Origin of the sequence: Planktothrix mougeotii LEGE 06226 (assembly GCF_015207485.1) — a bacterium.
Lineage (GTDB): Bacteria > Cyanobacteriota > Cyanobacteriia > Cyanobacteriales > Microcoleaceae > Planktothrix.
Genome location: NZ_JADEWU010000008.1, coordinates 13,196 through 35,954, shown reverse-complemented (window position 1 = coordinate 35,954; position 22,759 = coordinate 13,196). Strand labels below are relative to the sequence as shown.

The following is a 22,759-nucleotide window of genomic DNA, read 5'->3' as shown; positions in this document are numbered from 1 at the left end:
TCTACCGAGGATATTGATTTTTGAAACAAAATCATTTTTTATTGCCATTTTCAGCTAAATCTTGCTAATCTAGTATCAATAAATGTTTGTCAATTTTAGTAAGGATGCTCACTCCCATGAAATCCGAACAAGTTATTACCTTTTTTTCTGACATTATTACTCATAAACCCGAACTATTTAAAGGCGAAATTTTAAAGGATTTAACTCGATTAGAAACGGTTTTGGATGATTCAGAAACAGAACCCGAACCCGAACGTATTGAATCGGTTACAGAAGCGATTATCGAGTTTTGTGATGTTAATCCTGAAATTCATTCTCAACTAACAGAAATGGTTTCAGAACCAGAATTAAATTCAAGTGAAACCTTGGGAGAAAATCAAGTTCAACTGTTAAGTGATTCGATTAAAAAAGTTTTGGATTTACATTTTTTAAACCCCCCTAATATTTGAAGATCAATTTTTATCAGTTCTCCTCGTTGATCAATTCTTTCCACTCTAAAATGATAGGAGCAGGAAGAGTTAAACTGTGTTGTTTATCTTTTAACGGTAAATTTAATTTAACCTGTTCCGTTGAGGAGAGTTGGGGTAAAATTTTCTTGAGGTTATATTCACCTACATTAGGAGCAGGTGCATTGTTAGCAAATTGATCTTCAGCTTGAAAAAGTCTGCCTTGACGAGTGATAATTTCTAATCCTTTAGGATGAAGAAATACAGCTTGATCAGGAAATCCTACTAGGCGTAAATCTATCGTGTTAACCTCTCCATCCTTCACTCGTTTAAACAGAACAACTTGCCAAGATTTTCCAGTTTCATCCCGTAAACTATGGCGGGATTGATACAACATTTGTTCGGGGGATTCTTGTTGTTTGAGAATGGCAGCATTGGCTGGTTCTGGGATTAAAAAATTACTTCCTAATATTAGGAAAAATAAAGTGATTCCAATCACTAGAGTTCGGGTTAATAATCTAAACATCATTTTATTATTTTGAGTTAAAAAAATAGGCAATGATTTTATGTCGCTAAATTATTATATATCTTTTGAGTTATATTTGTCAAGTTGGGTTGACATCCAATGAATCTGCAAGTAACTCATCACTTTAGTTTTGCTTGCTAATATATTTGCAACATTGTTTTTATACCGCCGATAAACTTAAAGATTCATACGCGCTTTAGTATCCTAAAAACATTGCGATCGCTCACAGCCCTAAAATTCTTCAGCGAAAGGAACCAAATAAGGTAAAATGTATCATGGCGTAACCTAAACAGAGAGAAAACACCACAATTAAAGAGGTCAAACAAGTATAAATAATCAGTAGTAAAACTCGTTCATATAGAGGCATAGTTGAGCGTTAGGATGAAGGTTAAAGAAGGGATGTTATAATCTTAGAAACCGGGTTTCTCTTTAAGGTTAATTATCATCTATTAAGCTCCCTTCAGGAACCCGGTTTCTGGGACTAGAATTCAGTTTTAACGAACAAATTGAGGCATAATTTCAGCCGCCGTAAATAAACCGTGAATCCCGCGATGATGGAGTTGAATTCCCGCTTTTAAATATCCAAAAGCTGGCCCGCAAACGTTAGCCGCCATGCTGGTTTCATCCCCTAACGTAAAGGTATGGGTAGAAATTTTTCCTTCAAATGTCCGACCTGTAACTTGAACATTTGTACTTAAGGGTTTTTTCGGGTTGCGAGTATCAACAATCCCCCCTACTGTAACGCGATCGCGTGAACAAATTCCCGCCAATTCTAACATAATATCATCGGCGTGTTCCATATTTTCTAAAGTTAATAACCCATTGGTTTTATCTAATAAAGCTTCCACTTCCCCATCACTCATAGCTCTGGCTTGTTCAATAGTATAACCGGGTAAATGACCAATATCTTCTCGAATGGTGGCGCGATACGCTTCCCAATTAGCAATTCCGACTCCAAAAGTAATTTTAACGCTGTGAATTTCCGTATAACTTTGGGCGGCTAAAGCAGCGGCTGCGGTTAATAACCCCGGTGTCGCACCACAACCGCTCATGTAAGTAATTCCAGCGGCTTGTAACTCTTCTTTTAAATCTAATAATAATTCAACAGCACTGGTGCGTTTAATCGCATCGACTAACACCCCTTTCCACCCCAAGCGAATAAAGGTTTTAGCCACACTCGCCATAAAATCATTGGGTAAATTCGGCAAAGCCAGAAAATAGCCATCGACGTTGGGGGCGGTTTTTACTAACTCTTCAATACTTTGATGACTGAGAACACCATTAGGTTCTAAATACCCGATTGATCCTTGAGATTGGTAAACTTCAATACAGCGATTCGGGTTCAGCCCCTGGGCATCATAAGCATATCCTTTTTGATCGGCTACGGCCACCCACTGCATTTGCTGTTTTCCAGCTAAAACCCGTGTTGCGGCTTGTCCTAACCCGCCAAACCCCAAAATGCCAATCCGAATCGGAGACAAACCTGAATTAACCATTACTGAACTCATGACATCTGATTAAATTTAGACAATCTTCTATTATCTCAGGATTCAGGCATCCGCAATGAATAACCCCCCATGTCCTTGCCGCAAAGGAGGCTGGGGGGGTGAGGTTATTCTACGCGCAGGAGAAAACAACGATTAATCACGGCGACCCTGGAATAACCCAGATGAATTTCCGGTTTGAGTTTGAGTTTTACTCACTAACTCATCAGGGGTAGTGGAGTCGAGACGACTTTGGGGTTGTTCTGCGGGGGTGGTCGTTTCCCCAGACCCCTCGGTGTCAGAAGCTCTGGGCGGTTGGACTGATGGGTCAGAAGTGGGTCTAGGATTGGTATCTAATAACGTTCCATCGGTATTAGGTAAGGTATTCGGCGAGGTTTCCGGTGTCGTTGGGGGAGCGGTCACATCAACATTCGGTGCAGGTTGAGGCGCCGCAGGGGGAACGGTCACATCAACATTGGGTGTCGGTTGAGGGCTAGGAGCTTGGGGGGTTTCTACGGGAACCGGAACCACTTGAGTCCGATTCCTCTCAATAATCACCGTATCTCGCTGAGGTTCTTGGGTTCTCGGTTCATTGTTAGGGATATTGGATTCGGTTTGTTCTGGCCCAACGGTGGGAGCTTGAGGGTCATTGGGTTTAAATAAACTCGGCCAAACCAGAGAACCAATTCCTAATGCTAATAAGGTAGCAATTCCAATGCCAATTAAAGTACCCCATGCCGCTTCATTGTTGGCTTTTGTTCTTTCGGTTTGACGAATATATTCATCCCGTACTGGTTCAGAAGTATATCCGTGTTCAGAAGGAGTATTCCGATTAGAATAGGAATTATTTCGAGTTTGATTATTCATACATTTCTCCCCAGGTTCATTTTAATTAAAAATGAATGATTTAGATGAACTGATCGGGAATAGATGGGTTATCCCTTGGGTTTGCTCTAAAGGTTAAAGGAATAAACACTGCTCTTAAAATGCAAAAAAATAAGGATAGTAAAAACCAAAGGAAACAATAATAAGGGTTAATTTCCTTTGCTGACCTTGTTTTTTAAACCTAAAGATTATGAACCCTGAACCCGATCTTTTTAAAGATATCCAAAATTCTTTTAACACTTAATCTGTCGGGAGAAAGAAGATTCTATCTATCTTTAGAAAGGGTTTAATTTTTAATAAAATCCAGAAATCATTTTTTAAATTAAAAATAAACTTTAAAATCGTTGACACCCTTAATATGTCAAGGTTTTTAGCAATAATCAAGCTCATGATTAGATATCCCATAACACTCTAATTGAAATCAAGTCTTCACACCCGTTCCTTCGGTTGATGATAAGCGAAGTCAAGCAATATTCGTTTTCTCATCGGGTAAAAATCGAGTTAAACTTTGTTCGACAACTCCCAATCTCCACCCCACTTGAATTCCCATTAGATAAGGCGGAACCGGATTTTGGTTGAGATCTAAAGCTAATGCCATTTTAACTTCTTGAATAGGAATTTGAGAGGCATCATATAAGACTTGATTACATTGTTTTCCCATTTGGTAGCCTTGAATAAACTGTTCATTATTTTCTAGGTTTTTCTCAACGCATTGAAGCTTGTATAAATCCAATATTTCTCGAACTTTTGCTAATTCTGTAGTCATTCTATCCTGTTGATTTCGCCAAGAAATCTGTAATTTATTCCCAGAGTTGATCGTATTAATTTTGTGTTCAAGTTGGCTGATTAAAACATAAATTTCTTGATGAAATTGACAGTTACAATTGACGGAAACGACAGTATTCATAGGATAACTAAAAGCCAGATAGGGGGACGGATAACCGATACAGGAAAGGCAACTTGCAAACTTTTCTCCGTAGAAAAGAGGAGAGTGGGGGGTAAGTCCCAGTCGGGGTGCTTACCCAAATTTCAGAGGTGATGTAAAAAAAATTTAATTTTCATAAACTTTTTTAACAATGATTCATCGATTGTTGATACTTAGTTTTAACTTAAACCGAAAAAGTGAAGATCTGGGAAAGATAACTTAAGTTAAAGACTTGAAGTCAGAGTTCTTCGGGAAATTGGCCCCTGTTATGGTTGAAGAAATACGGGGTAAATGGACAAAAAAGCAACTCCCGACTCCTAATTTAGAGGCGACCGTAATTTTACCTCCATGTTGGAGCGCCACCGCTTGAGCAATGGACAACCCTAGTCCGGTGCCTCCTTCCCGATGAGAACGCGCTTTATCTGCCCGCCAAAAACGGTCAAAAATGAAGGGTAGATGTTCTTCTGCAATTCCAATTCCTGTATCTTTAATGGTAATGACAGCAAAGCGATTTTGCTTCTTTAAAAATACGGTAATTTTACCCCCGGTTGAGGTATATTGGATGGCATTTTCTAATAAATTAGAAAATAAACGACTGAGGCGAGTGGGCTCTCCATAAATCATTAAATTGATAGAAACATGGGCAATGAAGCGAATTTGTTTAGCTTGAGCAGAAGGTGCAATTAAATCAATCACATCTTGCAAAAGTTCATGGAGTTTAATGGGTAGCCATTCATGAGAAAGTTTAGAGGCTGAAACATCTGTTCGCGCTAAAAATAATAAATCATCGACGAGATGATTCATTTGAACGGTAGCACTACTAATGGCGGAGAGTTTTTTGAGATCTTTGGGATGAATGCGTTCTAAATGAGTTAACATCACATCCACAGAGGTTTTAATGGCTGTTAAAGGACTGCGTAATTCATGGGAAGCATCGGCAGTAAATTGTTTGAGTTGTTTATAACTTTGTTCAATGGGTTTTAAGGCTTTTTGTGTTAACCATAACCCGCCAATTCCTGCTAATCCTAACGCTAGAGATCCCCCAATTCCTAACCAGAATAATAATTGTTTTTGAGAAATTTTAATCGATTCAGTCGATTGACTAGCGCGAATAAACCCTTTTAAAATGGGTTTTTTATTGGATGAATTTGTAAAGACAGAAATGGTATAGGTATGAATGGCAAAGGGATGATGGGATAAGTGAATCTTAGAAACGCCGGGTTGAGGAGGAAAATACAAGACTAATTCTCCTCTTTGAGCTAATAATTCTCCCTTGGCATTAAACCATTCTAAACTTTGTTGATCACGGTTAAATAAGTCTCGCCAAGGAAAAACAGACATTTGATCTAAATATTCATTCCCTCGTTTTTCTACTTCCCTCAAGGAAGGGGCAGCAGATTGGGCTAAGACTCGAAGTTTTTCATCTAATTGCTGATAAAAACTATAACTAAAAAATAGATAAACGCCGAGGGCAAACAAGAATAAAATGGCTGCCATTACCGTTAAATAAGACAATAATAAATGCCATCTTAAATATCTAAAATTAAAATCACGAGTTTTCTTTAAGTCGGTATCCCAAACCATAGACTGTTTCAATTAAATTACCCGGAGCACCAACCGCTTTGAGTTTAGATCGTAAACTTTTAATATGGGTTTTAACCGTTGCTTCTGTCGGAATCTCCTCCCATGACCAAAGTAAATCTAAAATTGCACTGCGACTAAATACACGACGACCATTTCTGAGAAAAAGTTCAAGTAATCGATATTCTTTTGGGGTTAAAGAGAGAAGTTGACCTTGATAAGTCACTTCACAAGAAGTCGGATCTAGTTGTAAATGTTCCCATCGAAGAACTGGAGGTAAACTTTCTCCCCATCGACGAAGTAAGGCTCGAATTCTCGCTGAGAGAACCTCTAAATCAAAGGGTTTAACCACATAATCATCCGCCCCTGCATCTAAGCCTAGAATTTTATCCGTTCTAGTATCTTTTGCTGTTAAAATTAACAGGGGAGTGTTATAACCTTTTTCTCGTAAACGTTTACAAATTGTAATTCCGTCGAGTTTCGGTAACATGACATCCAGTATAATTAGATTATAATTAGAACTCTCTGCCATTTGTAAACCGATTTCTCCATCGTGGGCGACATCAATTGAGTAATGTTGATCCGTCAAATATTCAACCAGTGCTTCCGTGACTCGCTCATCATCCTCAACCAGCAATAACTTCATGGATTGACTCATCATCCAAAGGGTATACTTTAATTTTACAATGTTAATCAAACAATTAGACTTGATAATATAAAGCTAATATAATAACATTGATTCTGAATTGAGAACAAGCTCCAATTAAATTCTATTATGATTATTTTTACCCAATCCCATCTAGCCAATGACAATCAATGCGTTAACGTTTATCTACCTTTAACGGCTGAACAACGAACCAAAGCTCGTCAGTATATTGAAACTTTAGAGGGTGAAACCTATTATATTCGTCTACCTAGAGGAATAGTTTTAAAAGAAGGAGATTTATTAACCTCGGATACTCAAGATTGTTGGGCTAAAGTCATTGCTAAACCAGAACCCATTATTACCGTGAGGGCAAACTCTTCCCTCGATTTATTAAAAGCGGCTTATCATTTAGGAAATCGTCATGTTCCTTTAGAAATTACCTCGGACTATTTACGATTTTCCCCCGATGGAGTATTATCTTCAATGTTAGTGCAAATGGGATTAACCCTTCAAGAAGAAACGGCCGCTTTTTATCCTGAACGAGGGGCTTATGGACATCATCATTCATCTTGATATCCAGCCTTCCCAGAACAATTCAAGAACGATTAGCTTTAGGAAAGCACAAATCAATTTAATTCAATAGATGAGCATCATCAGGTCTTACATTCTAAGCCGATGATGGTTAAATAATCTCGAACAAAATTACACTTTGCTTGGGCAAAACTTTCCCTCGAAGGATGATCTTATCTACGCTATTTAGAGAAGCCTGAACGGGTGAGCTTGCATATTATATCAGATAGTGCGATTAGTCGGGCTTATTTTTTGATTTCAATTGAACTGATTTATATTGTTAAAAAGCGTCAGGATGTACCCTTTGATTGGGCATTACTCATCAAGGTTATTTATACTGTAATTCTAAGTTAGCAAAAGGCACAGAATTTATGATTTCCATTCCCCTGTATGCCTTTGGACACCATGAAACCCTTCCCTTTCCCGTTTGCCATTTTAATCAACACTGCTTAGATTCAGCTTTGACTGTTTCTAGTCAACCGTTAGTCATCAATTATTCAAAAACTCAAATATGAAATCTTTATTCATGATGACGGTGATTCAAGGTCATTATCAACCGTCTTTAGTGGTTCTCTCTTTTTTAATTGCGGTGATTGCCTCTTATACGGCCTTGGATTTAACCGGACGGGTAACACCCGAATCCCCCCTCAAGAAGCGTCTCCTCTGGGCCTGGGGAGGGTCACTGGCGATGGGAACAGGGATATGGTCAATGCACTTTATCGGGATGTTGGCGTTTCAACTTCCTCTCCGGGTGGCCTACGATCTCAAGATTACTATCCTATCCTGGGGGGTGGGTGTGCTCGCCTCTGGGCTGGCGTTGCTGTTATGGAATCGACCTAAACTCATCGGAGTGCTTTCCGGTGGGGTGGTCTTGGGATTAGCCATTGTGTCCATGCACTATGTGGGAATGGCAGGCATGATGATTCCAGGCGCTGTGATGGAATACAATTTAGCCCGTGTTCTGATGTCTGTTGCCATCGCTATTTTTGCCTCAATTGCTGCTTTGGGGATGACATTTTACTTAAGACATTCAGGTACCTCTGGGTTGAATTGGATTAAGGGAGGCAGTAGCCTGGTCATGGGGATTGCCATCAGTGGAATGCACTACACAGGAATGTGGGCGACTAAAATTATTGAACAGTCTTCTATTACGTTTAATTCTGAGGAAATTTCTGCCCATTCCGGTTTAGCATTGCAAATAGGAATCGTGACCTTAATGCTATTGGTGGGAACTTTAGTTACGTCTTTGTTAGATCAACGTTATAGCGCTCAATTACTATATCAAAATGCCCTGCAAGAAAGTGAAAAACGCTTTCGTTCTCTGATTCGAGAAATGCCAGTGGGCGTGTTATTGTTAACGCCCCAAGGAGAGATTATTTTGAGTAATCAATTTGCTCAAAATTTGTTATTTCCCATTGAACCCCAATTAGAGGGAAAAAATCTATTTTCATTACCCGTGAAACTTCTCAATGAAGAAGGCAAACCCTTGGGGGAAAAAATGGAGTTCATTCATCAAGCGATCGCCCAAGGTCAACCCATCCGCAATTTAATTATTGGGCTAGATCAACAGCAGTCTTCTGCAACCCTTCATTGGTTATTGTTGAATATTGATCCTGAGTTTAATGAAGACCAAAAATTAGAACGGATTGTTTGTACCTTTAATAATATCACAGAACGCAAAAACCTGGATCAAGAATTAGCAAAATCACGACAATTTTTAAATACGATTATTGAGAATATTCCTTTGGCTTTATATGTTAAAAATGTTGAAAGTGACTTTCAATTTGTTCTTTGGAATAAAGCCAGTGAAAAAATCTTTGGAGTTAGCCGCGAGCAAATTTTAGGAAAAAACATTTATGATCTGTTACCTGAAAAACAAGCCCAGCATTTTCGTTCCCATATTTTAGAGGCTTTAACTCACCAAAAACCGATAGAAATTCCTGAAATTTTAATTCAGACTCCTGCTCAGGGTGACATTTTATTAAGAACTTTAAAAATCCCCATTATCAACCATCAAAAAACCACTCATATGCTGTGTATTTCTGAAGATATTACCAATCGCAAAAATACTGAAATTGCATTACAAGAAAGTTTAGAACGAGAACAAGCGTTAGCAAAAGCCATCCAACGGATGCGCCAAACCTTAGATATCAAAACCATTTTTTCCACCACCGCTTCAGAATTAAGACGAGTGATTAATTGTGATCGAGTTGTAGTGTATCGTTTTCGTCCTGACTGGAGTGGGGAATTCATTGCAGAATCTGTTAATGCGGGATGGATTTCTTTATTTGAAGAACAAAATTATCATCCTAAACTTCAAGAAAATGCTATTGCGAATGAACGGTGTACTGTTAAATTATTTGAGAGTAACTCCAAGCCTAATTATTTATCCCCTGTCATCCAAGATACTTATCTTCAAACCACCCAAGGAGGGTTGTATAGTCAGGGAGTCAATTACCGGGCTGTTCCTGATATTTATCAAGCTAATTTTGACGAATGTTACATTCAGTTATTAGAAAGTTTACAAGCCAGAGCTTATATTATCGTCCCCATTTTTTCTAACCATCAATTATGGGGATTACTCGCCACCTATCAAAACTCTAGTTCCCGTCAGTGGAAACAGGAAGAAATTAATATTGCAGTGCAAATTAGTAATCAATTAGGGGTAGCTTTACAGCAAGCTGAATTATTAGAAAAAACCCAAAAACAATCTATCGAACTTCAAAAAGCAGTAGCGGCTGCTGATGCGGCTAATCAAGCCAAATCGGAATTTTTAGCCAATATGAGTCATGAGTTAAGAACTCCCTTAAATGCCATTTTAGGGTTTACTCAATTGATGAATGAAGATACAATTCTATCTCCCAAGCATCATCAGTATCTTGAAATTATTAATCATGCGGGTGAACATTTATTAACCTTGATTAATGACATTTTAGAAATGTCTAAAATTGAAGCGGGAAGAACAACCTTTAATGAACATCAGTTTGATTTAATTAATCTTTTAGAGGGGTTAAGAAAAATGTTGCAGATGAAAGCAGAATCTAAAGGGTTACAATTACAATTTCAATATGCACCTAACTTACCCCGTTATTTGCAAACGGATCAAGGAAAATTGCGACAAGTTTTATTAAATTTATTAAGCAATGCGATTAAATTTACAACCCAAGGTCAAGTTACATTAAGAGTAAAACGTGAATATCAAATCTTTAAGTCTGAATCTTCATTATCTCCTAACTCAGAGGAGGGAAATTCAGCCAATATTGACCTGAAAAATCTTTCAGTTAATTCCTCTTCTCAGGAAAAATCGGAGTTTATTTTATTTGAAGTTGAAGATACAGGATTAGGAATTTCCTCTGAAGAAATACAGTTACTATTTGAACCCTTTAAGCAAACAGAATCAGGACGGAATTCTAATCAAGGAACAGGATTGGGTTTAGCCATTAGTCGAAAATATATACAACTCATGGGAGGAGATATCCATGTTAGTAGTCAACTCGGAGCCGGAAGTTTATTTATGTTTGAAATTCCGATTCATTTTTTAGACTCCTGTGAATTTTCCTGCAATGCTAATAAATCTAAGGTGATTTCCCTGGCTCCCAATCAACCTGAATATCGAATTTTAATTGTAGATGATAATTTGGATAGCTGTTTATTATTAAGCGAATTATTATCAGAAATTGGGTTTAAAATTCAACAAGCTGGAAATGGTCAAGAAGCCATCAATTGTTGGGAAACTTGGCAACCTGATTTAATTGTAATGGATGTCAGAATGCCCGTGATGGATGGGTTAACGGCATCAGCTTTAATCAAAGCAACATCTCTCGGAAAACAAACTAAAATTATTGCTTTAACCGCGAGTGTCTTTGAGGAAAATCAGCAAGAAATTTTAACATCGGGTTGTGAGGATTTTATTGCTAAACCCTTCAAAGCTGATCATTTATTGGATAAAATTAATCAACATTTAGGTGTAAAATATTTGTATCAACAGGATGAATTGCCACTGGAAACATCGGCTCCCAAACATCCTCAACGTTCAGCAGAGGATTTGGGTGATCTTCTGAACACAATGTCTCCAGAGTGGCAAAGTCATCTCTATTGTGCCGCTGCTCAAGGAAGCGATCTAAAAATATTAGATTTAATTGAGCAAATTCCCCCAGACAATCAAGTGCTAATTGAAAAATTGAAGGATTTAACTGAAAATTTTCAATTTCAAATTATTTTAAAATTTACTGAAGCTTATAAATCATAAAAGCCGGCATCAACCCAAAACAATATTAATCTTCAGGGGATTAAATTAACAGATAAAATTTTAAGCTTTTGTTATTGATTCACTCTATCCTATTTGATCAGAAAGTGAGTTTTTATGAATATTAATCAAGAGGAATTTATCGGGGATATTCTGATTGTTGATGACAATGTTGATAATATTCGTTTTTTATCAGATTTCCTCACCCAGCAAGGTTATCAAGTTCGCAAAGCTATTAATGGAGAAGTGGGTTTAATGGCGGCAAGAACCGTGATTCCAGACCTGATTCTGCTCGATATTAATATGCCGGGAATTGGAGGTTATGAAGTTTGTCAAAAACTCAAAGAAGATGAAAAAACCCGTTCGACTCCGATTATTTTTTTAAGTGCTGGAGATGAGGTTAAAGATAAAGTAAAAGCTTTTCAAGTTGGGGGAATAGATTATATTACAAAACCTTTTCAACTCGAAGAAGTCTTGATTCGTATTCAAACTCAATTACAACTTAAACTTCTCCAGAAAAAACTACAAAATCAAAATGAAGCCTTGCAACAAACGGTCACTTCTCTGCAAACAGTTACTAAAAATTTAGAACAATCTGAAGCCGAACTTCAAGCTTTATTTAAAGCCATGACGGAATCTATTCTAGTGTTTGATGGGGAAGGACATTATCTAAAAATTGCTACCCCCAATACGAAGTTATTATATAAACCAGACCAAGACAGAATTGGCAAAAAAATCCATGAAATTTTACCTCAAAAACAAGCCGATATTTTGCTAGAGGGTATTCAAAAAGCCATAAAAACTCAATCCCAAATCGAGGTAGAATATCGTTTAACTCTTAATCATAAGAAAACTGATTTATGTGCGAATCTTTCCCCGATTTCTTCTACCTCAGTTCTTTGTGTTATCCGAGATATTAGCGAGCGTAAACGTCGGGAAGAAGCCTTAAAATTAATTGTGGAAGGGACGGCTTCTAAAACAGGTCATGAATTCTTTCGCTCCTGTGTTCGAGGTTTGGCTGAAATTTTAGGCGTTCGTTATACTGTTGTGACTGAATGTTCTACGCCCGAAAAAACGAGAGTTCGTACCTTAGCATTTTGGCTTCAGAATAACTTTATTGATAATATCGAGTATGACTTAAAAGGAACACCTTGTCATGAAGTTATTGCCAATAAGGAATATTCTTGTTATTCTGATGGTATTATTAATCGCTTTCCCCAAGATCAAGATTTAGTCGAATTAAAAGCCCGCAGTTATGCAGGAATTCCCTTAATTGATTCAACGGGAATTGTGATTGGTCATATTGCAGTTTTAGATACAAATCCGATGCAAGATGACCAAACTAGAGAACTCGTTTTAAAAATTTTTGCAGCTAGAGCCGGAGCCGAATTAGAGCGCCAAATCACCGATAGAGCCTTGCAAGAAAGTCAGGAACGCTCAGAACGATTATTACTTAATATTTTACCCGCAACTATTGCGGAACGCTTAAAAACAGATACCAGTGCTATTGCTGAACAATTCGATGAAGTCACGATTTTATTTGCTGATATTGTTGGTTTTACACCCCTATCCATGCGTGTTAAACCCGATGAATTAGTTAATATCTTAAATGAGATTTTTTCGGCTTTTGATGAACTGACAGAAAAGCATAATTTAGAAAAAATTAAAACCATTGGGGATGCCTATATGGTAGTTGGTGGATTACCTCTTCCAAATACAAATCATGCGGAATCTGTTGCTCAAATGGCATTAGATATGCAAGGAGCGATCGCTCATTTTCAAGCTAAATATCAGGAACCTTTACAAATGCGAATTGGCATCAATACAGGGTCAGTGGTTGCTGGAGTTATTGGCGTGAAAAAGTTTATTTATGATTTGTGGGGAGATGCCGTAAATGTTGCTTCTCGCATGGAATCATCGGGTTTACCGGGTAAAATTCAAGTCACAGAAAATACCTATGAACGGTTAAAACATCGCTATAATTTTGAAAAACGGGGACAAGTTGAAGTCAAAGGGAAAGGAGAAATGACCACTTATTGGTTAATTCAGCAGCAAGCAATAGCTACCATTTTTACTCGCTGATAGAGCCATTGTGATCAAACTGCGTATTTTCGATCAGTTTTCTAAGTTCTTTCCATTCTGGTAGCCAAGTCCATACATTTTCTGGACTGTTTTCCAGACCCTTTAACACTCGTTCAATGAATTCGGCTCTCGGATCTTTAGAACAAAAACCAAATTTTTCTAAGGGTTCTTTCATGAGATATAGTAAATCTTTGCCTGCAAAAAAAGTTAAGTAATATTGAAATTTTTCACCTCCAGGACGCAATTGTTTACGAAATTCATCAAATTTATTTAAAATTTGATCCCTATCTAAAATTCTATCTCCTACCTTTTTATCAAAAATTTGTTTTATGTTTTCTCGACATTTATCCTTCCCTAAGCTTGATAACCCTGGAAATCGATAGGTTTTACTGATCTGCTCTCCCCAAGAATTTTGAAGATAGAAGTATGATAGTGTAGCTCTGGCAGCTGTATAATTTGCTAGAATCTCAGCTGCTTTTTGTAATGCTATTTCATATTCTTTTATAGGCGGTGCTTTATGACCTAAAGCCTTTTGAACCACAACCGAATCTAGGAGGTAATTTTCTATTTCTTTCCGCTCCCAAACCCAACCTACGAAAGTTCCTTGCTCTGACCATTCCAAAGGAGTTTGATCAGGAATAAAATTGATATCATGAAAATCTCTATCTGCCAAACCAGCTAATCGAGGGTTAGTGATTCTATCGCTAATAACTTTCAGAGCAAAATTAAATGTTTTTCCTCCAATACCAATTATTCTACATTCTCTAGGAACAATTTGAGAAATTACTCGCAGATCAGGACTTTGTGAATTCCCTTCACAGTAGAGAATCTTTACATTTACAGACATAATGATTCCTGATTCAATCGGTAAGTTTCTGTTTCACCAACGACATCTCTAACCGCATCAGAATGGGTGGTAAAAATAAATTGACTGGTCGGACTAATTCTCGGAAGTTGGCGAACTAAAAATTGAGATGCCGGAGGATGAAGGTTCAAGTCAATTTCATCAATTAAAACAACTGAATAAGCAATTTGCTGTCTGACAATTTCATATAAAATGGGAAAAATTGCCTGTTCTCCTGCTGACATTTCTACTAGATCGTAGGTACGATTTTTATATTTTAATAGGAAATAAGTATCTCGTTCTGTAGGAGAATTAAGATTAGGCAAACTCTCTAAACCCCAAAAAGAACGTTCAGGAAAAATTTTTGTATATAATGTTTCTAACTCTACTAAATAATCGGTTTCATAAGGAGGAAATCCAGATTCCTGTCTTTCTCGCCAATTAATGAGAAATTGACGCAGACGACCAACACCGATTTTTGAGAAATCTTTAATATTTTTTTCCTGTCCATTTTCATCACTGATTTCTGAGGATCTACTAGGGTTTGAAACAAGATTCCGAAATTGATCAAACCAAAAGATTCCCGGTAATTTGCCCAACTCTGAACGAACAGACTGATCTCCTCTTTCTTGAATAATTTTTCTAGCATAGTAACGTCCTTGAAACTGAAAATGCTCCTCTAGTGTATTTCCTACTTTCCAATTACCACCTTCAAGGATAACTTTAACTAAAGGACTGTTACCGGGTTTTATAAAATCTTTTGGTCTGAACTCATCAGAAGTTCCATAATACCATCTCAATGCAACTTCACGAGTCGCTTCTAATTCTTCATCACTAAAGGAAACGTTAAGTTCAATTCTAGGTTTTCCCCAGCGAAAAAATCGATTATACAAAAATCCTGACCAATTAAAAGCAGAGGGTTGCTGAATTTTTTGGGTGGCGAGTTCTAAAGGAAGTGCAATAGCTTGAAGGAGAGTTGTTTTTCCTGTGCCATTATCACCCAAAATTAAAAATCGATCACTCACTTCATCCAAGGTTTTATTTTTGAAGGAAACTTCAAGATTTTCAAATATTTTAAAATTTTGAATCGAGATAGATTCTATTTTCATTTTTTTATCTCCTCAGACTCAAGATACTCTTAGATTCTAGCATAAATTTTTTCAAGGTCAGAATGGGTAAAATCCTCAATCACCAATGCCACCCCTAAATCTGTTAAAATTTTAGGCTCATGAGTGGAAGCAACCCCAATGGTTTTAATCCCCGCAGCAATTGCAGACCGAATTCCAGAGGGAGAATCTTCAAAGGCGATCGCTTCTTCTGCTAGAATATTTAATTGATTTAAACAATATTGATAAGGAGCCGGATCTGGTTTTCCGATTCCAATTTCATCGGATAAAATAACACTATCAAAATAATTCGATAGATTCAGGGTTTCCAGCATAAAATCTGTATTTTCACGGGGGGCATTCGTCACTAAACCTGTTTTAAAAGACTGTTGTTTGACCCATCCCAAAAAATCGTTTAATCCGGGTAAGGGTTCTAAATTAACGGCTAATTCTCTAAATTTAGATTCTTTTAAATTAGCTAATTTTAATCCGTCTTTTTCGGAAAAGTGAGGAAATAAATTCTTGACAATTTCAGTGTTTGTTTTGCCACTAATATGAGTTTTATAAAAGCTTGAATCAATCGTAATTTGATGAGTTTCTAAAACATTTGCCCAAGTTTGATAGTGGAAGGGGTCAGTATTAGTAAGAGTTCCATCTAAATCAAATAAAATTGCTTTAAGCATGATAAAATAGAGTATAGAAACCGGGATTTTAACCTACTCTAATTATACAGATAATTAAAGATAAAAACCCGATTTCTGTTTTTAAGGTTACTTTTGAATTGTACCATCCGGCATGATTGCCCCTTGAAAATTAGCTCCTTTTGTATTGGCTCCCGTTAAGTCGGCTGAATTCAAATCAGCATCCTTCAAATTAGCATCATTGAGTTTAGCATTATTGAGTTTAGCACCTCGAATAAATGCACCTGTAAGATTAGCTTGACTCAAATTAGCATTGGTTAAATTAGCTTGAGTTAAGGCGGCTCCGCTTAAATCAGCCCCGGCTAAATTTGCCCCCGTAAAATCAACATTATCTAACAACGCCCCTTTGAGATTAACTCCTTTCAAATCCGCTTGACTGAAGTTAGAATTATTGAGTTTAGCTCCTTCTAAATTCTGCCCTTGTAAACTTTTACCTTTAAAATCACATCCAAAACATTCTTGATCTTGACCTAACTGTACTTGAGCCGCTGGTTTTTGACAACCTGAAACCGTTAAAATTAGGAGAGCTAAACTAATTAATGTCAAGGATTGATATCCGTTGATCAACCGGAGAGATTTAAAATTTTTTGAGATTGAAAACATCGATAAAAAAGTAGAATTTGATTGTAGCATTTGTTGAGATCTGATCCTAAACATTTTCAGGCTTAATTTCCCCAATATCGTCGCCAATGAAATAGATTCTCAATTCCATCAAATAATACTGTATTTTGACGACGACGTTGATCAATCCAGGCGATCGCACTTTGATGATAAACTTCGGAAAACGTCGGTAAAATAGCAGGACATTCTGCTAAGGTTTTCAAGTTTACCCCTTGACGAATTGCTAAAGCAAGGGTATGAATTAACTCACTCGCTTGAGAACCCACCACCGTAGCCCCTAATAGTTTACCATTAGATAAGCCAACAAGTTTACAAAATCCCGTTATTTCTCCCCAAATTTGAGCTTGAGTGATCTGTTTGAGTGATTGTCTTTCAACAATAACTTGAGTTCCATACCGTCTTTTGGCTTGGGTTTCTGTGAAGCCGACTCTGGCAAATTGGGGGTGGGAAAAAATAGCCCAAGGAATGCTTTGATAATTGACCGTAAACTTAGGCCAGTATAGGGCATTTTTAAGGGCAATTTGGGCTTCATATTGGGCGATATGTTCAAAGGAATACCCCCCTAAAATCTCTCCACACCCATAAATTCTAGGATTTGTGGTTTGTAATTTTTCATTCACCCATAAATGATTGTTTTTAAATTTAACGTTAATTAAGTTAAAATTCCAGGATTCTAAATCTATTTTAGACCCACAAGCTAGGATAATTTCATCAACTTCTAGGGCGGTATTTCCCGCTTGAATCCATTTTTTATCCTCAATTTTTTTAACTTGAATGACTGGAGTTTGAGTTAAAATTTTTACCCCTTCCGCTTCTAATTGTCCTTGGATTAACTGTACTGCTTCTGGCTCTTCTTGAGCTAAAATTTGCGTTCCTTCCACTACTAGAATTACCTCCACCCCTAAACGAGTGAACACCTGAGCCAACTCAACCCCTGCGGGATCGCCTCCAATAATTGCTAACCGTTGAGAAACCGTTTCCGACCAATTCGGCTGTTTTTCTAAAAACAAATCGAGGGTATTTGGCGTTATAAATCCTGTGGATAATAACCCTTCAATAGCAGGGATTTTCGGCTGGGGTGCTAAGGCTAATAAATAATTTCGCGATCGCAAAATTCGGTTATTAATGCTAAACGTTAAACGAGGAGAATCAATAAACTCTCCTTCCCCCACAATCACATCAATTCCCCCAGTGGCTAACCGTTGTGGAGAATAAATTTCTGTTTGGTTAGCTCTGACTAAATCTAACCACTGTTTGATTTTTTTTCCCTTAAAATTACTTTCAGAATCTGTTGTCTTGCTAAGGGAAAATTGATGTTGATTTTGGAGAGAAGCTACAATCGGAAATAACCCTTGATATCCCTGTATTAAAGTCAGTTCTTGCGGTTCAACTAAAGCGACCCGCGCCTGCATTTGAGACGCCAATAAGGCAGCATAGCGTCCCGTTAAACTTCCTCCTAAAATCACCAAATCATAATCTAACATAGTCAGGTAATGAGCATTTGAACAGCATTTTAGAATCCAATAAAACCCTTTTCCTTGTTTCCCATTCCCGTAATCTCATCAGTTCTTGGCAATCATCAATTGAGAGGACAATAATTCCAAAGCCGCTTGATATTGTTGATCCGATGCAGTTGCGACTTGACTGCGAAGCAGTAAAGATTCTGTTGGAATCACCCGATCTGGCATAATCCCCAACTTATTAATATCTGTATGATTGGGTGTTTCATACTTGGCAACCGTAACCGCTAATCCTGACCCATCGGATAAATCAAATAGAGATTGAATTAACCCTTTTCCAAAGGTTTTTTCTCCCACTAAAATCGCTCGATGATTATCGTGTAAAGCTCCGGCTAAAATTTCACTGGCACTCGCCGTTCCTGGGTTGACTAAAACCACTAAAGGAGCATGAGTTAAAGCTGAACCGAATGCTTCAAAACTACCGAGAACTCCCTGACGATTGACGGTATAAACAATTGTACCTTCATCTAACCAAAGGCGGGCAATTTCTATCCCCGATTGTAATAATCCCCCTGGATTATTTCTTAAGTCTAAAATATAAGCTTTTGCTCCTTGTTTTTCTAAAGATTGAATTGCATGGGCGACTTCTTCAGTTGCATTGGCACTAAATTGACTTAAACGAATATAACCCAGAGGCGTTTCTCCCAAATCAGACCGTAATTCTGCGGTGACTGGGTTAAGAGCAATGCGATCGCGAATTAAAACCAAATCTTCGGCAACCGTGTTACCCTCCCGTAATACCGTTAATGTCACCCGGCTACCGATGGGCCCTCGCATCCGAGCGGCAGATTCATCTAAAGTTAAATTAGCAGTGGGCAACCCATCAATTTTCAAAATGCGATCGCGGGGTTGAATTCCCGCTTGTTCAGCCGGAGAACCTTCTAACGGGGAAATTACCGTTAAATCGCCCGTTTCTGCATCCAGGGCAATTTGTAACCCCACGCCCATGAGTTCCCCAGAGGTATTAACTTGTAGACTGCGATATTGATCCGGTCGTAACAGACGAGTAAAGGGGTCATCCAGGGTGGCTAACATCTTCTCAATGGCTTGATAGGTCTCCTCCCGGTTTTTGAAGGGTTGTCGCATCCATTTCTCGCGGATAGACCACCAATTTTGATGGTTGAAGCTCTCATCAATATAAGCGCGATTAATAATTCGCCAACTTTCGCTAAAAATCTTTTGATCTTCAGTCAACGCCGAAACCGGAGTGACCCAAGTGCTCCAGATTAAGGCTATTTGCAGAATAATGAGAGAGGCTATCTGAAAAACTCGCTTGTACATGGTGGTGATTTAATCGCTATTTTAATATTCGGGTTCGAGATCAATCCCTGGGGAACCTTGACCACTTGATTTTAAACCAAGACCGTTAGGGACTCTCAGCATCAGATGTTGATTCACGACTTTTGTGAAAATTGAGTTAAAGTTATGTTACATTTTTGATCAAAGGGGAGAACACACCGGGCTTTTAGCCTAAGCTGTCAATCGGATAAAAACCGAAGCCCCTGTTTCTCTGGGTGATGGTTGATTGTTAGCCAAATTTCTCAGGCATCCCCCGATTAATCGGCAGAGGATATCAATCCTAGAGACTTAAACGCATCTCTATCATGCCATTGCGTTTCGGACTTAGCTTGAGTTCGTCAAAGCTTGTGAACTGATCCGTGGCGACACCATCAGGACAAAACAAGTACAGGACAGATCATCAAATATTTTGCTGATTATCGTAGGTTCCTGAAAGCAAAACAATAGCTGACAGCAATTCATTGTTAGGAATTCTAGCTTCATGTTTTCTAAGGGAATAAAAGACTCTCAGACCTTTAAGTGGTTTGATGAACGGCTGGAAATCCAAGCCCTTGAGGATGACATTACAAGTAAGTATGTCCCCCCTCATGTCAACATCTTCTATTGCTTGGGTGGAATTACTTTAGTTTGCTTTTTAATCCAGTTTGCCACTGGATTTGCAATGACGTTCTATTACAGACCGACCGTCACCGAAGCCTTCAACTCCGTTCAGTACATTATGACGGATGTAAGCTTTGGTTGGTTAATTCGGTCTATCCATCGCTGGTCTGCCAGCATGATGGTGTTAATGATGATCCTGCACGTTTTCCGCGTGTATCTGACCGGCGGTTTCAAAAAGCCCCGTGAATTAACTTGGATCACGGGTGTGATTTTAGCCGTGATTACCGTTTCCTTTGGGGTAACTGGTTATTCTCTGCCTTGGGATCAAGTCGGTTATTGGGCTGTGAAAATTGTATCTGGGGTTCCCGAAGCCATTCCCGTTGTTGGTTCTACCATTGTGGAACTCATGCGGGGCGGTACGGCCGTGGGTCAAAGCACCCTCAGCCGTTTCTACAGCTTACATACCTTTGTGCTGCCTTGGCTGATTGCCGTCTTTATGTTAGCCCACTTCCTGATGATTCGGAAGCAAGGCATTTCTGGCCCCCTGTAAGTTAACAGGCTAGGGCTTGGGTTTTTCAGCTACTCCTGTGATTTTTAATCCAAAATCTAAAATCCAAAATCTAAAATTTCGGGTTTGGGAGTAGCCCTTGCTACACTGAATTTAGAGCGTTGCAGCCACAATGAAAAGCCAGCAACGATTTGCTAGATTCCTCAAAAAAGGAGCGCACTTTTAATCATGTCCATCTTAAAAAAGCCGGATCTCAGTGATCCAGTTCTTCGTGCTAAATTGGCTAAAGGCATGGGTCACAACTACTATGGTGAACCTGCTTGGCCCAATGACTTGTTATATACATTCCCTGTGGTGATTTTGGGGTCTTTCGGTTTAATCGTTGCCCTGTCTGTTCTTGACCCGGCAATGATGGGAGAACCTTCTAATCCCTTCGCTACGCCGTTAGAAATTCTGCCGGAATGGTATCTCTGGCCGACTTTCCAAATTTTACGGGTAGTCCCCAATAAACTCTTAGGAATCATGTTAATGTCTTCGATTCCTGTGGGCTTAATTGCTGTTCCTTTCATTGAAAGTGTTAACAAATTCCAAAACCCCTTCCGTCGTCCTGTAGCTAGTGCGGTTTTCTTATTTGGAACGTTAGTAACGCTGTGGTTAGGAATTGGCGCCGCCCTTCCCATCGACAAGTCTTTAACGTTAGGCTTCTAAACCAACGGATTTTTATTTCGATTATTTCAACCGGATACCTGTGAGTTTACCAGGATAGCGTGTTAGGCTAAATCTTGGGGACTATCACAGGTATCGTTTTTTGTAAACAGAGAAACAGGGGTTGGTATAACTTATTGATATAGGATATTACGCCCAGAGCGTACAAAACCGTTAATTTTGAACCAGATTAGCTTGCAATTTTGGATTTTGTGTCTAAAAAATATTATTTTTGAAACCCAGCTATGCTATTACAGAAACACCCCAAACTAGGACAAACTCATTCTCGTTTAACGTGGTGCTTTTTAGCCGTTTTTTCTTGTGAAGGTGGAATTCAATCCTATGTTAAAGATATCTTAACGGCTTATCAAGATTTTTATCAACTTGATGAACTGACAAAGCCACCTATTAATCCAGAGAGTCAGGTTTTAATTTTACGCGATTCTCCTGAATCTTTTAACCCTTTAGAAACCCCATCAAGTTTGTTTAAATTTCAATATTTTAAATCCCAATTTCCCACCTGGGGACGCTTGCAATTAGCAAAAGCTTTACTCCTAGATTTACTCCAAGAACGACCTGAGCGCGTGTTATGTGGTCATATTAATTTATCCCACTTGGTACAAACCATCTGCCAACCGTTAGGAATTCCCTACACCGTCTTAACCTATGGCAAAGAAGTGTGGGAACCTTTACCAACGAAGTATCAAAAGGCACTCCAAAACGCCGATCAAATTTGGACAATTAGTCGCTATAGCCGAGATCAAGCGTGTCTTGCCAATCACCTCAATCCTAAGCAGTTTGAAATGTTACCTTGTATGGTCAATGGGGAACACTTTACCCCTGGCCCCAAACCGCAACACTTGATTGAACGCTATGGGTTACAAGATGCACGGGTGTTAATGACCGTCGCCCGACTGTGGAAAGGTGATCCCTATAAAGGTGTTGATGTCACCATTCGCGCCTTATCCCAAATTGCTCAAGTGTTTCCCGATGTTAAATATTTAGTCATTGGTCGAGGAGATGACCAACCCAGACTCCAACAGTTAGCTCAAGATTTAGGGGTAAGCGATCGCGTTGTATTTGCGGGGTTTGTTCCCACGGAAGAATTAGTCGAGCATTACCGCGTCTGTGAGGGTTATGTGATGCCGTCTCAAGAAGGGTTTGGAATTGTTTATTTAGAGGCAATGGCCTGTGAAAAACCCGTTATTGCTGGGGATAGGGATGGTTCGGCTGATCCGTTACAGGATGGTAAATTAGGCTGGCAAGTCCCTCATCGGGATGTAGATGCCGTTGCTCAAGCTTGTATTGAACTGCTGAAGGGTGAAGATCAACGCTGCAATGGGCCTTGGTTACGTCAGCAAAGTTTAGCCAGTTTTGGCAAACCTGCGTTTCAAAACCGAGTGCAACAGTTGCTCCAACAAAAAGTAGTATTATGATAGAAGTTAAAGATGATGTCAACATTAA

21 protein-coding genes are annotated in these 22,759 nt (G+C 38.6%); 9 read left to right on the top strand and 12 right to left on the bottom strand.

Annotated elements, in window-relative coordinates:
- Positions 1–116: 116 nt before the first annotated feature.
- A complete protein-coding gene (locus IQ236_RS05745; RefSeq protein ID WP_193868371.1) occupies positions 117–449 on the top strand; it encodes a hypothetical protein in 333 nt (110 codons plus the stop codon).
- A 13-nt stretch (positions 450–462) separates the two neighbouring features.
- Here the strand turns inward: IQ236_RS05745 and IQ236_RS05740 are convergent, their stop codons facing one another.
- The 6 genes from IQ236_RS05740 to IQ236_RS05715 form a co-directional block, all read right to left on the bottom strand.
- Complete coding sequence (locus tag IQ236_RS05740; RefSeq protein ID WP_228041443.1) at positions 463–975, bottom strand: DUF3122 domain-containing protein; 513 nt, start codon at positions 973–975, stop codon at positions 463–465.
- Positions 976–1,466: 491 nt separating this feature from the next.
- On the bottom strand, positions 1,467–2,480 hold the full coding sequence (bioU, locus tag IQ236_RS05735) for a (S)-8-amino-7-oxononanoate synthase BioU (protein ID WP_228041442.1): 1,014 nt from the start codon (positions 2,478–2,480) through the stop codon (positions 1,467–1,469).
- A gap of 132 nt (positions 2,481–2,612) precedes the next feature.
- On the bottom strand, positions 2,613–3,323 hold the full coding sequence (locus tag IQ236_RS05730) for a hypothetical protein (protein WP_193868370.1): 711 nt from the start codon (positions 3,321–3,323) through the stop codon (positions 2,613–2,615).
- A gap of 481 nt (positions 3,324–3,804) precedes the next feature.
- Entirely contained in the window at positions 3,805–4,248 is a 444-nt protein-coding gene (locus IQ236_RS05725) for a hypothetical protein (RefSeq protein WP_190518117.1), read from the bottom strand.
- A gap of 237 nt (positions 4,249–4,485) precedes the next feature.
- Positions 4,486–5,850 (bottom strand): sensor histidine kinase, encoded by a 1,365-nt coding sequence (locus IQ236_RS05720; protein WP_190518116.1) that lies wholly within the window; start codon positions 5,848–5,850, stop codon positions 4,486–4,488.
- A complete protein-coding gene (locus IQ236_RS05715) occupies positions 5,816–6,493 on the bottom strand; it encodes a response regulator transcription factor (RefSeq protein WP_193868369.1) in 678 nt (225 codons plus the stop codon). Before IQ236_RS05715 ends, IQ236_RS05720 begins: the two co-directional genes overlap by 35 nt.
- A gap of 129 nt (positions 6,494–6,622) precedes the next feature.
- Between IQ236_RS05715 and ureE the strand changes: the two genes are divergently transcribed.
- The 5 genes from ureE (at position 6,623) to IQ236_RS05695 (ending at position 13,391) form a co-directional block, all read left to right on the top strand.
- Positions 6,623–7,066 carry an urease accessory protein UreE gene (gene ureE, locus IQ236_RS05710; RefSeq protein ID WP_193868368.1) on the top strand — a complete coding sequence of 148 codons (444 nt, stop codon included), beginning with the start codon at positions 6,623–6,625 and terminating at the stop codon, positions 7,064–7,066.
- A gap of 201 nt (positions 7,067–7,267) precedes the next feature.
- A complete protein-coding gene (locus IQ236_RS28425; RefSeq protein WP_456107200.1) occupies positions 7,268–7,417 on the top strand; it encodes a hypothetical protein in 150 nt (49 codons plus the stop codon).
- Positions 7,372–7,578: a hypothetical protein gene (locus IQ236_RS05705; protein WP_193868367.1), complete on the top strand. Its 207-nt coding sequence runs from the start codon at positions 7,372–7,374 to the stop codon at positions 7,576–7,578. The genes IQ236_RS28425 and IQ236_RS05705 overlap by 46 nt, the downstream gene beginning before the upstream one ends.
- Positions 7,575–11,312 carry an MHYT domain-containing protein gene (locus IQ236_RS05700; protein WP_193868366.1) on the top strand — a complete coding sequence of 1,246 codons (3,738 nt, stop codon included), beginning with the start codon at positions 7,575–7,577 and terminating at the stop codon, positions 11,310–11,312. Before IQ236_RS05705 ends, IQ236_RS05700 begins: the two co-directional genes overlap by 4 nt.
- Before the next feature lie 114 nt (positions 11,313–11,426).
- A complete protein-coding gene (locus tag IQ236_RS05695; protein WP_193868365.1) occupies positions 11,427–13,391 on the top strand; it encodes an adenylate/guanylate cyclase domain-containing protein in 1,965 nt (654 codons plus the stop codon).
- Here the strand turns inward: IQ236_RS05695 and IQ236_RS05690 are convergent.
- The 6 genes from IQ236_RS05690 to ctpA form a co-directional block, all read right to left on the bottom strand.
- On the bottom strand, positions 13,381–14,238 hold the full coding sequence (locus IQ236_RS05690; RefSeq protein ID WP_193868364.1) for a hypothetical protein: 858 nt from the start codon (positions 14,236–14,238) through the stop codon (positions 13,381–13,383). The two genes, IQ236_RS05695 and IQ236_RS05690, sit on opposite strands and share 11 nt — an antisense overlap.
- Positions 14,229–15,344 (bottom strand): AAA family ATPase, encoded by a 1,116-nt coding sequence (locus tag IQ236_RS05685; protein WP_193868363.1) that lies wholly within the window; start codon positions 15,342–15,344, stop codon positions 14,229–14,231. Before IQ236_RS05685 ends, IQ236_RS05690 begins: the two co-directional genes overlap by 10 nt.
- 29 nt (positions 15,345–15,373) lie before the next feature.
- Entirely contained in the window at positions 15,374–16,024 is a 651-nt protein-coding gene (locus tag IQ236_RS05680) for an HAD family hydrolase (protein WP_193868362.1), read from the bottom strand.
- Between the two features lie 87 nt (positions 16,025–16,111).
- Entirely contained in the window at positions 16,112–16,588 is a 477-nt protein-coding gene (locus tag IQ236_RS05675) for a pentapeptide repeat-containing protein (protein WP_228041441.1), read from the bottom strand.
- A 119-nt stretch (positions 16,589–16,707) separates the two neighbouring features.
- A complete protein-coding gene (locus tag IQ236_RS05670) occupies positions 16,708–18,147 on the bottom strand; it encodes a dihydrolipoyl dehydrogenase family protein (RefSeq protein ID WP_193868360.1) in 1,440 nt (479 codons plus the stop codon).
- 78 nt (positions 18,148–18,225) lie between these two features.
- A complete protein-coding gene (gene ctpA / locus IQ236_RS05665; RefSeq protein ID WP_193868359.1) occupies positions 18,226–19,464 on the bottom strand; it encodes a carboxyl-terminal processing protease CtpA in 1,239 nt (412 codons plus the stop codon).
- A 499-nt stretch (positions 19,465–19,963) separates the two neighbouring features.
- Here ctpA and petB point away from each other — a divergent pair, with 499 nt between their 5' ends.
- The 3 genes from petB to IQ236_RS05650 all read left to right on the top strand — a co-directional run bounded on the left by petB (position 19,964) and on the right by IQ236_RS05650 (position 22,731).
- Positions 19,964–20,632, top strand: a complete 669-nt coding sequence (gene petB / locus IQ236_RS05660) for a cytochrome b6 (RefSeq protein WP_190518091.1) — start codon at positions 19,964–19,966, stop codon at positions 20,630–20,632.
- Between the two features lie 186 nt (positions 20,633–20,818).
- Positions 20,819–21,298: a cytochrome b6-f complex subunit IV gene (gene petD, locus IQ236_RS05655; RefSeq protein ID WP_190518089.1), complete on the top strand. Its 480-nt coding sequence runs from the start codon at positions 20,819–20,821 to the stop codon at positions 21,296–21,298.
- A gap of 242 nt (positions 21,299–21,540) precedes the next feature.
- A complete protein-coding gene (locus IQ236_RS05650) occupies positions 21,541–22,731 on the top strand; it encodes a glycosyltransferase (RefSeq protein WP_193868358.1) in 1,191 nt (396 codons plus the stop codon).
- Positions 22,732–22,759 lie beyond the last annotated feature (28 nt).

Excerpts from the sequence above, each read along its gene's own strand:
- IQ236_RS05700 (WP_193868366.1), top strand. The coding sequence starts at position 7,575 with ATGAAATCTTTATTCATGATGACGGTGATTCAAGGTCATTATCAACCG.
- IQ236_RS05720 (WP_190518116.1), bottom strand. The coding sequence starts at position 5,850 with ATGGTTTGGGATACCGACTTAAAGAAAACTCGTGATTTTAATTTTAGA.
- petD (WP_190518089.1), top strand. The coding sequence starts at position 20,819 with ATGTCCATCTTAAAAAAGCCGGATCTCAGTGATCCAGTTCTTCGTGCT.
- bioU (WP_228041442.1), bottom strand. The coding sequence starts at position 2,480 with ATGAGTTCAGTAATGGTTAATTCAGGTTTGTCTCCGATTCGGATTGGC.
- IQ236_RS05680 (WP_193868362.1), bottom strand. The coding sequence starts at position 16,024 with ATGCTTAAAGCAATTTTATTTGATTTAGATGGAACTCTTACTAATACT.
- IQ236_RS05715 (WP_193868369.1), bottom strand. The coding sequence starts at position 6,493 with ATGAAGTTATTGCTGGTTGAGGATGATGAGCGAGTCACGGAAGCACTG.
- IQ236_RS05745 (WP_193868371.1), top strand. The coding sequence starts at position 117 with ATGAAATCCGAACAAGTTATTACCTTTTTTTCTGACATTATTACTCAT.
- IQ236_RS05690 (WP_193868364.1), bottom strand. The coding sequence starts at position 14,238 with ATGTCTGTAAATGTAAAGATTCTCTACTGTGAAGGGAATTCACAAAGT.
- IQ236_RS05650 (WP_193868358.1), top strand. The coding sequence starts at position 21,541 with ATGCTATTACAGAAACACCCCAAACTAGGACAAACTCATTCTCGTTTA.
- IQ236_RS05730 (WP_193868370.1), bottom strand. The coding sequence starts at position 3,323 with ATGAATAATCAAACTCGAAATAATTCCTATTCTAATCGGAATACTCCT.
- petB (WP_190518091.1), top strand. The coding sequence starts at position 19,964 with ATGTTTTCTAAGGGAATAAAAGACTCTCAGACCTTTAAGTGGTTTGAT.
- IQ236_RS05670 (WP_193868360.1), bottom strand. The coding sequence starts at position 18,147 with ATGTTAGATTATGATTTGGTGATTTTAGGAGGAAGTTTAACGGGACGC.
- ctpA (WP_193868359.1), bottom strand. The coding sequence starts at position 19,464 with ATGTACAAGCGAGTTTTTCAGATAGCCTCTCTCATTATTCTGCAAATA.
- ureE (WP_193868368.1), top strand. The coding sequence starts at position 6,623 with ATGATTATTTTTACCCAATCCCATCTAGCCAATGACAATCAATGCGTT.
- IQ236_RS05740 (WP_228041443.1), bottom strand. The coding sequence starts at position 975 with ATGATGTTTAGATTATTAACCCGAACTCTAGTGATTGGAATCACTTTA.
- IQ236_RS05725 (WP_190518117.1), bottom strand. The coding sequence starts at position 4,248 with ATGAATACTGTCGTTTCCGTCAATTGTAACTGTCAATTTCATCAAGAA.
- IQ236_RS05695 (WP_193868365.1), top strand. The coding sequence starts at position 11,427 with ATGAATATTAATCAAGAGGAATTTATCGGGGATATTCTGATTGTTGAT.
- IQ236_RS05685 (WP_193868363.1), bottom strand. The coding sequence starts at position 15,344 with ATGAAAATAGAATCTATCTCGATTCAAAATTTTAAAATATTTGAAAAT.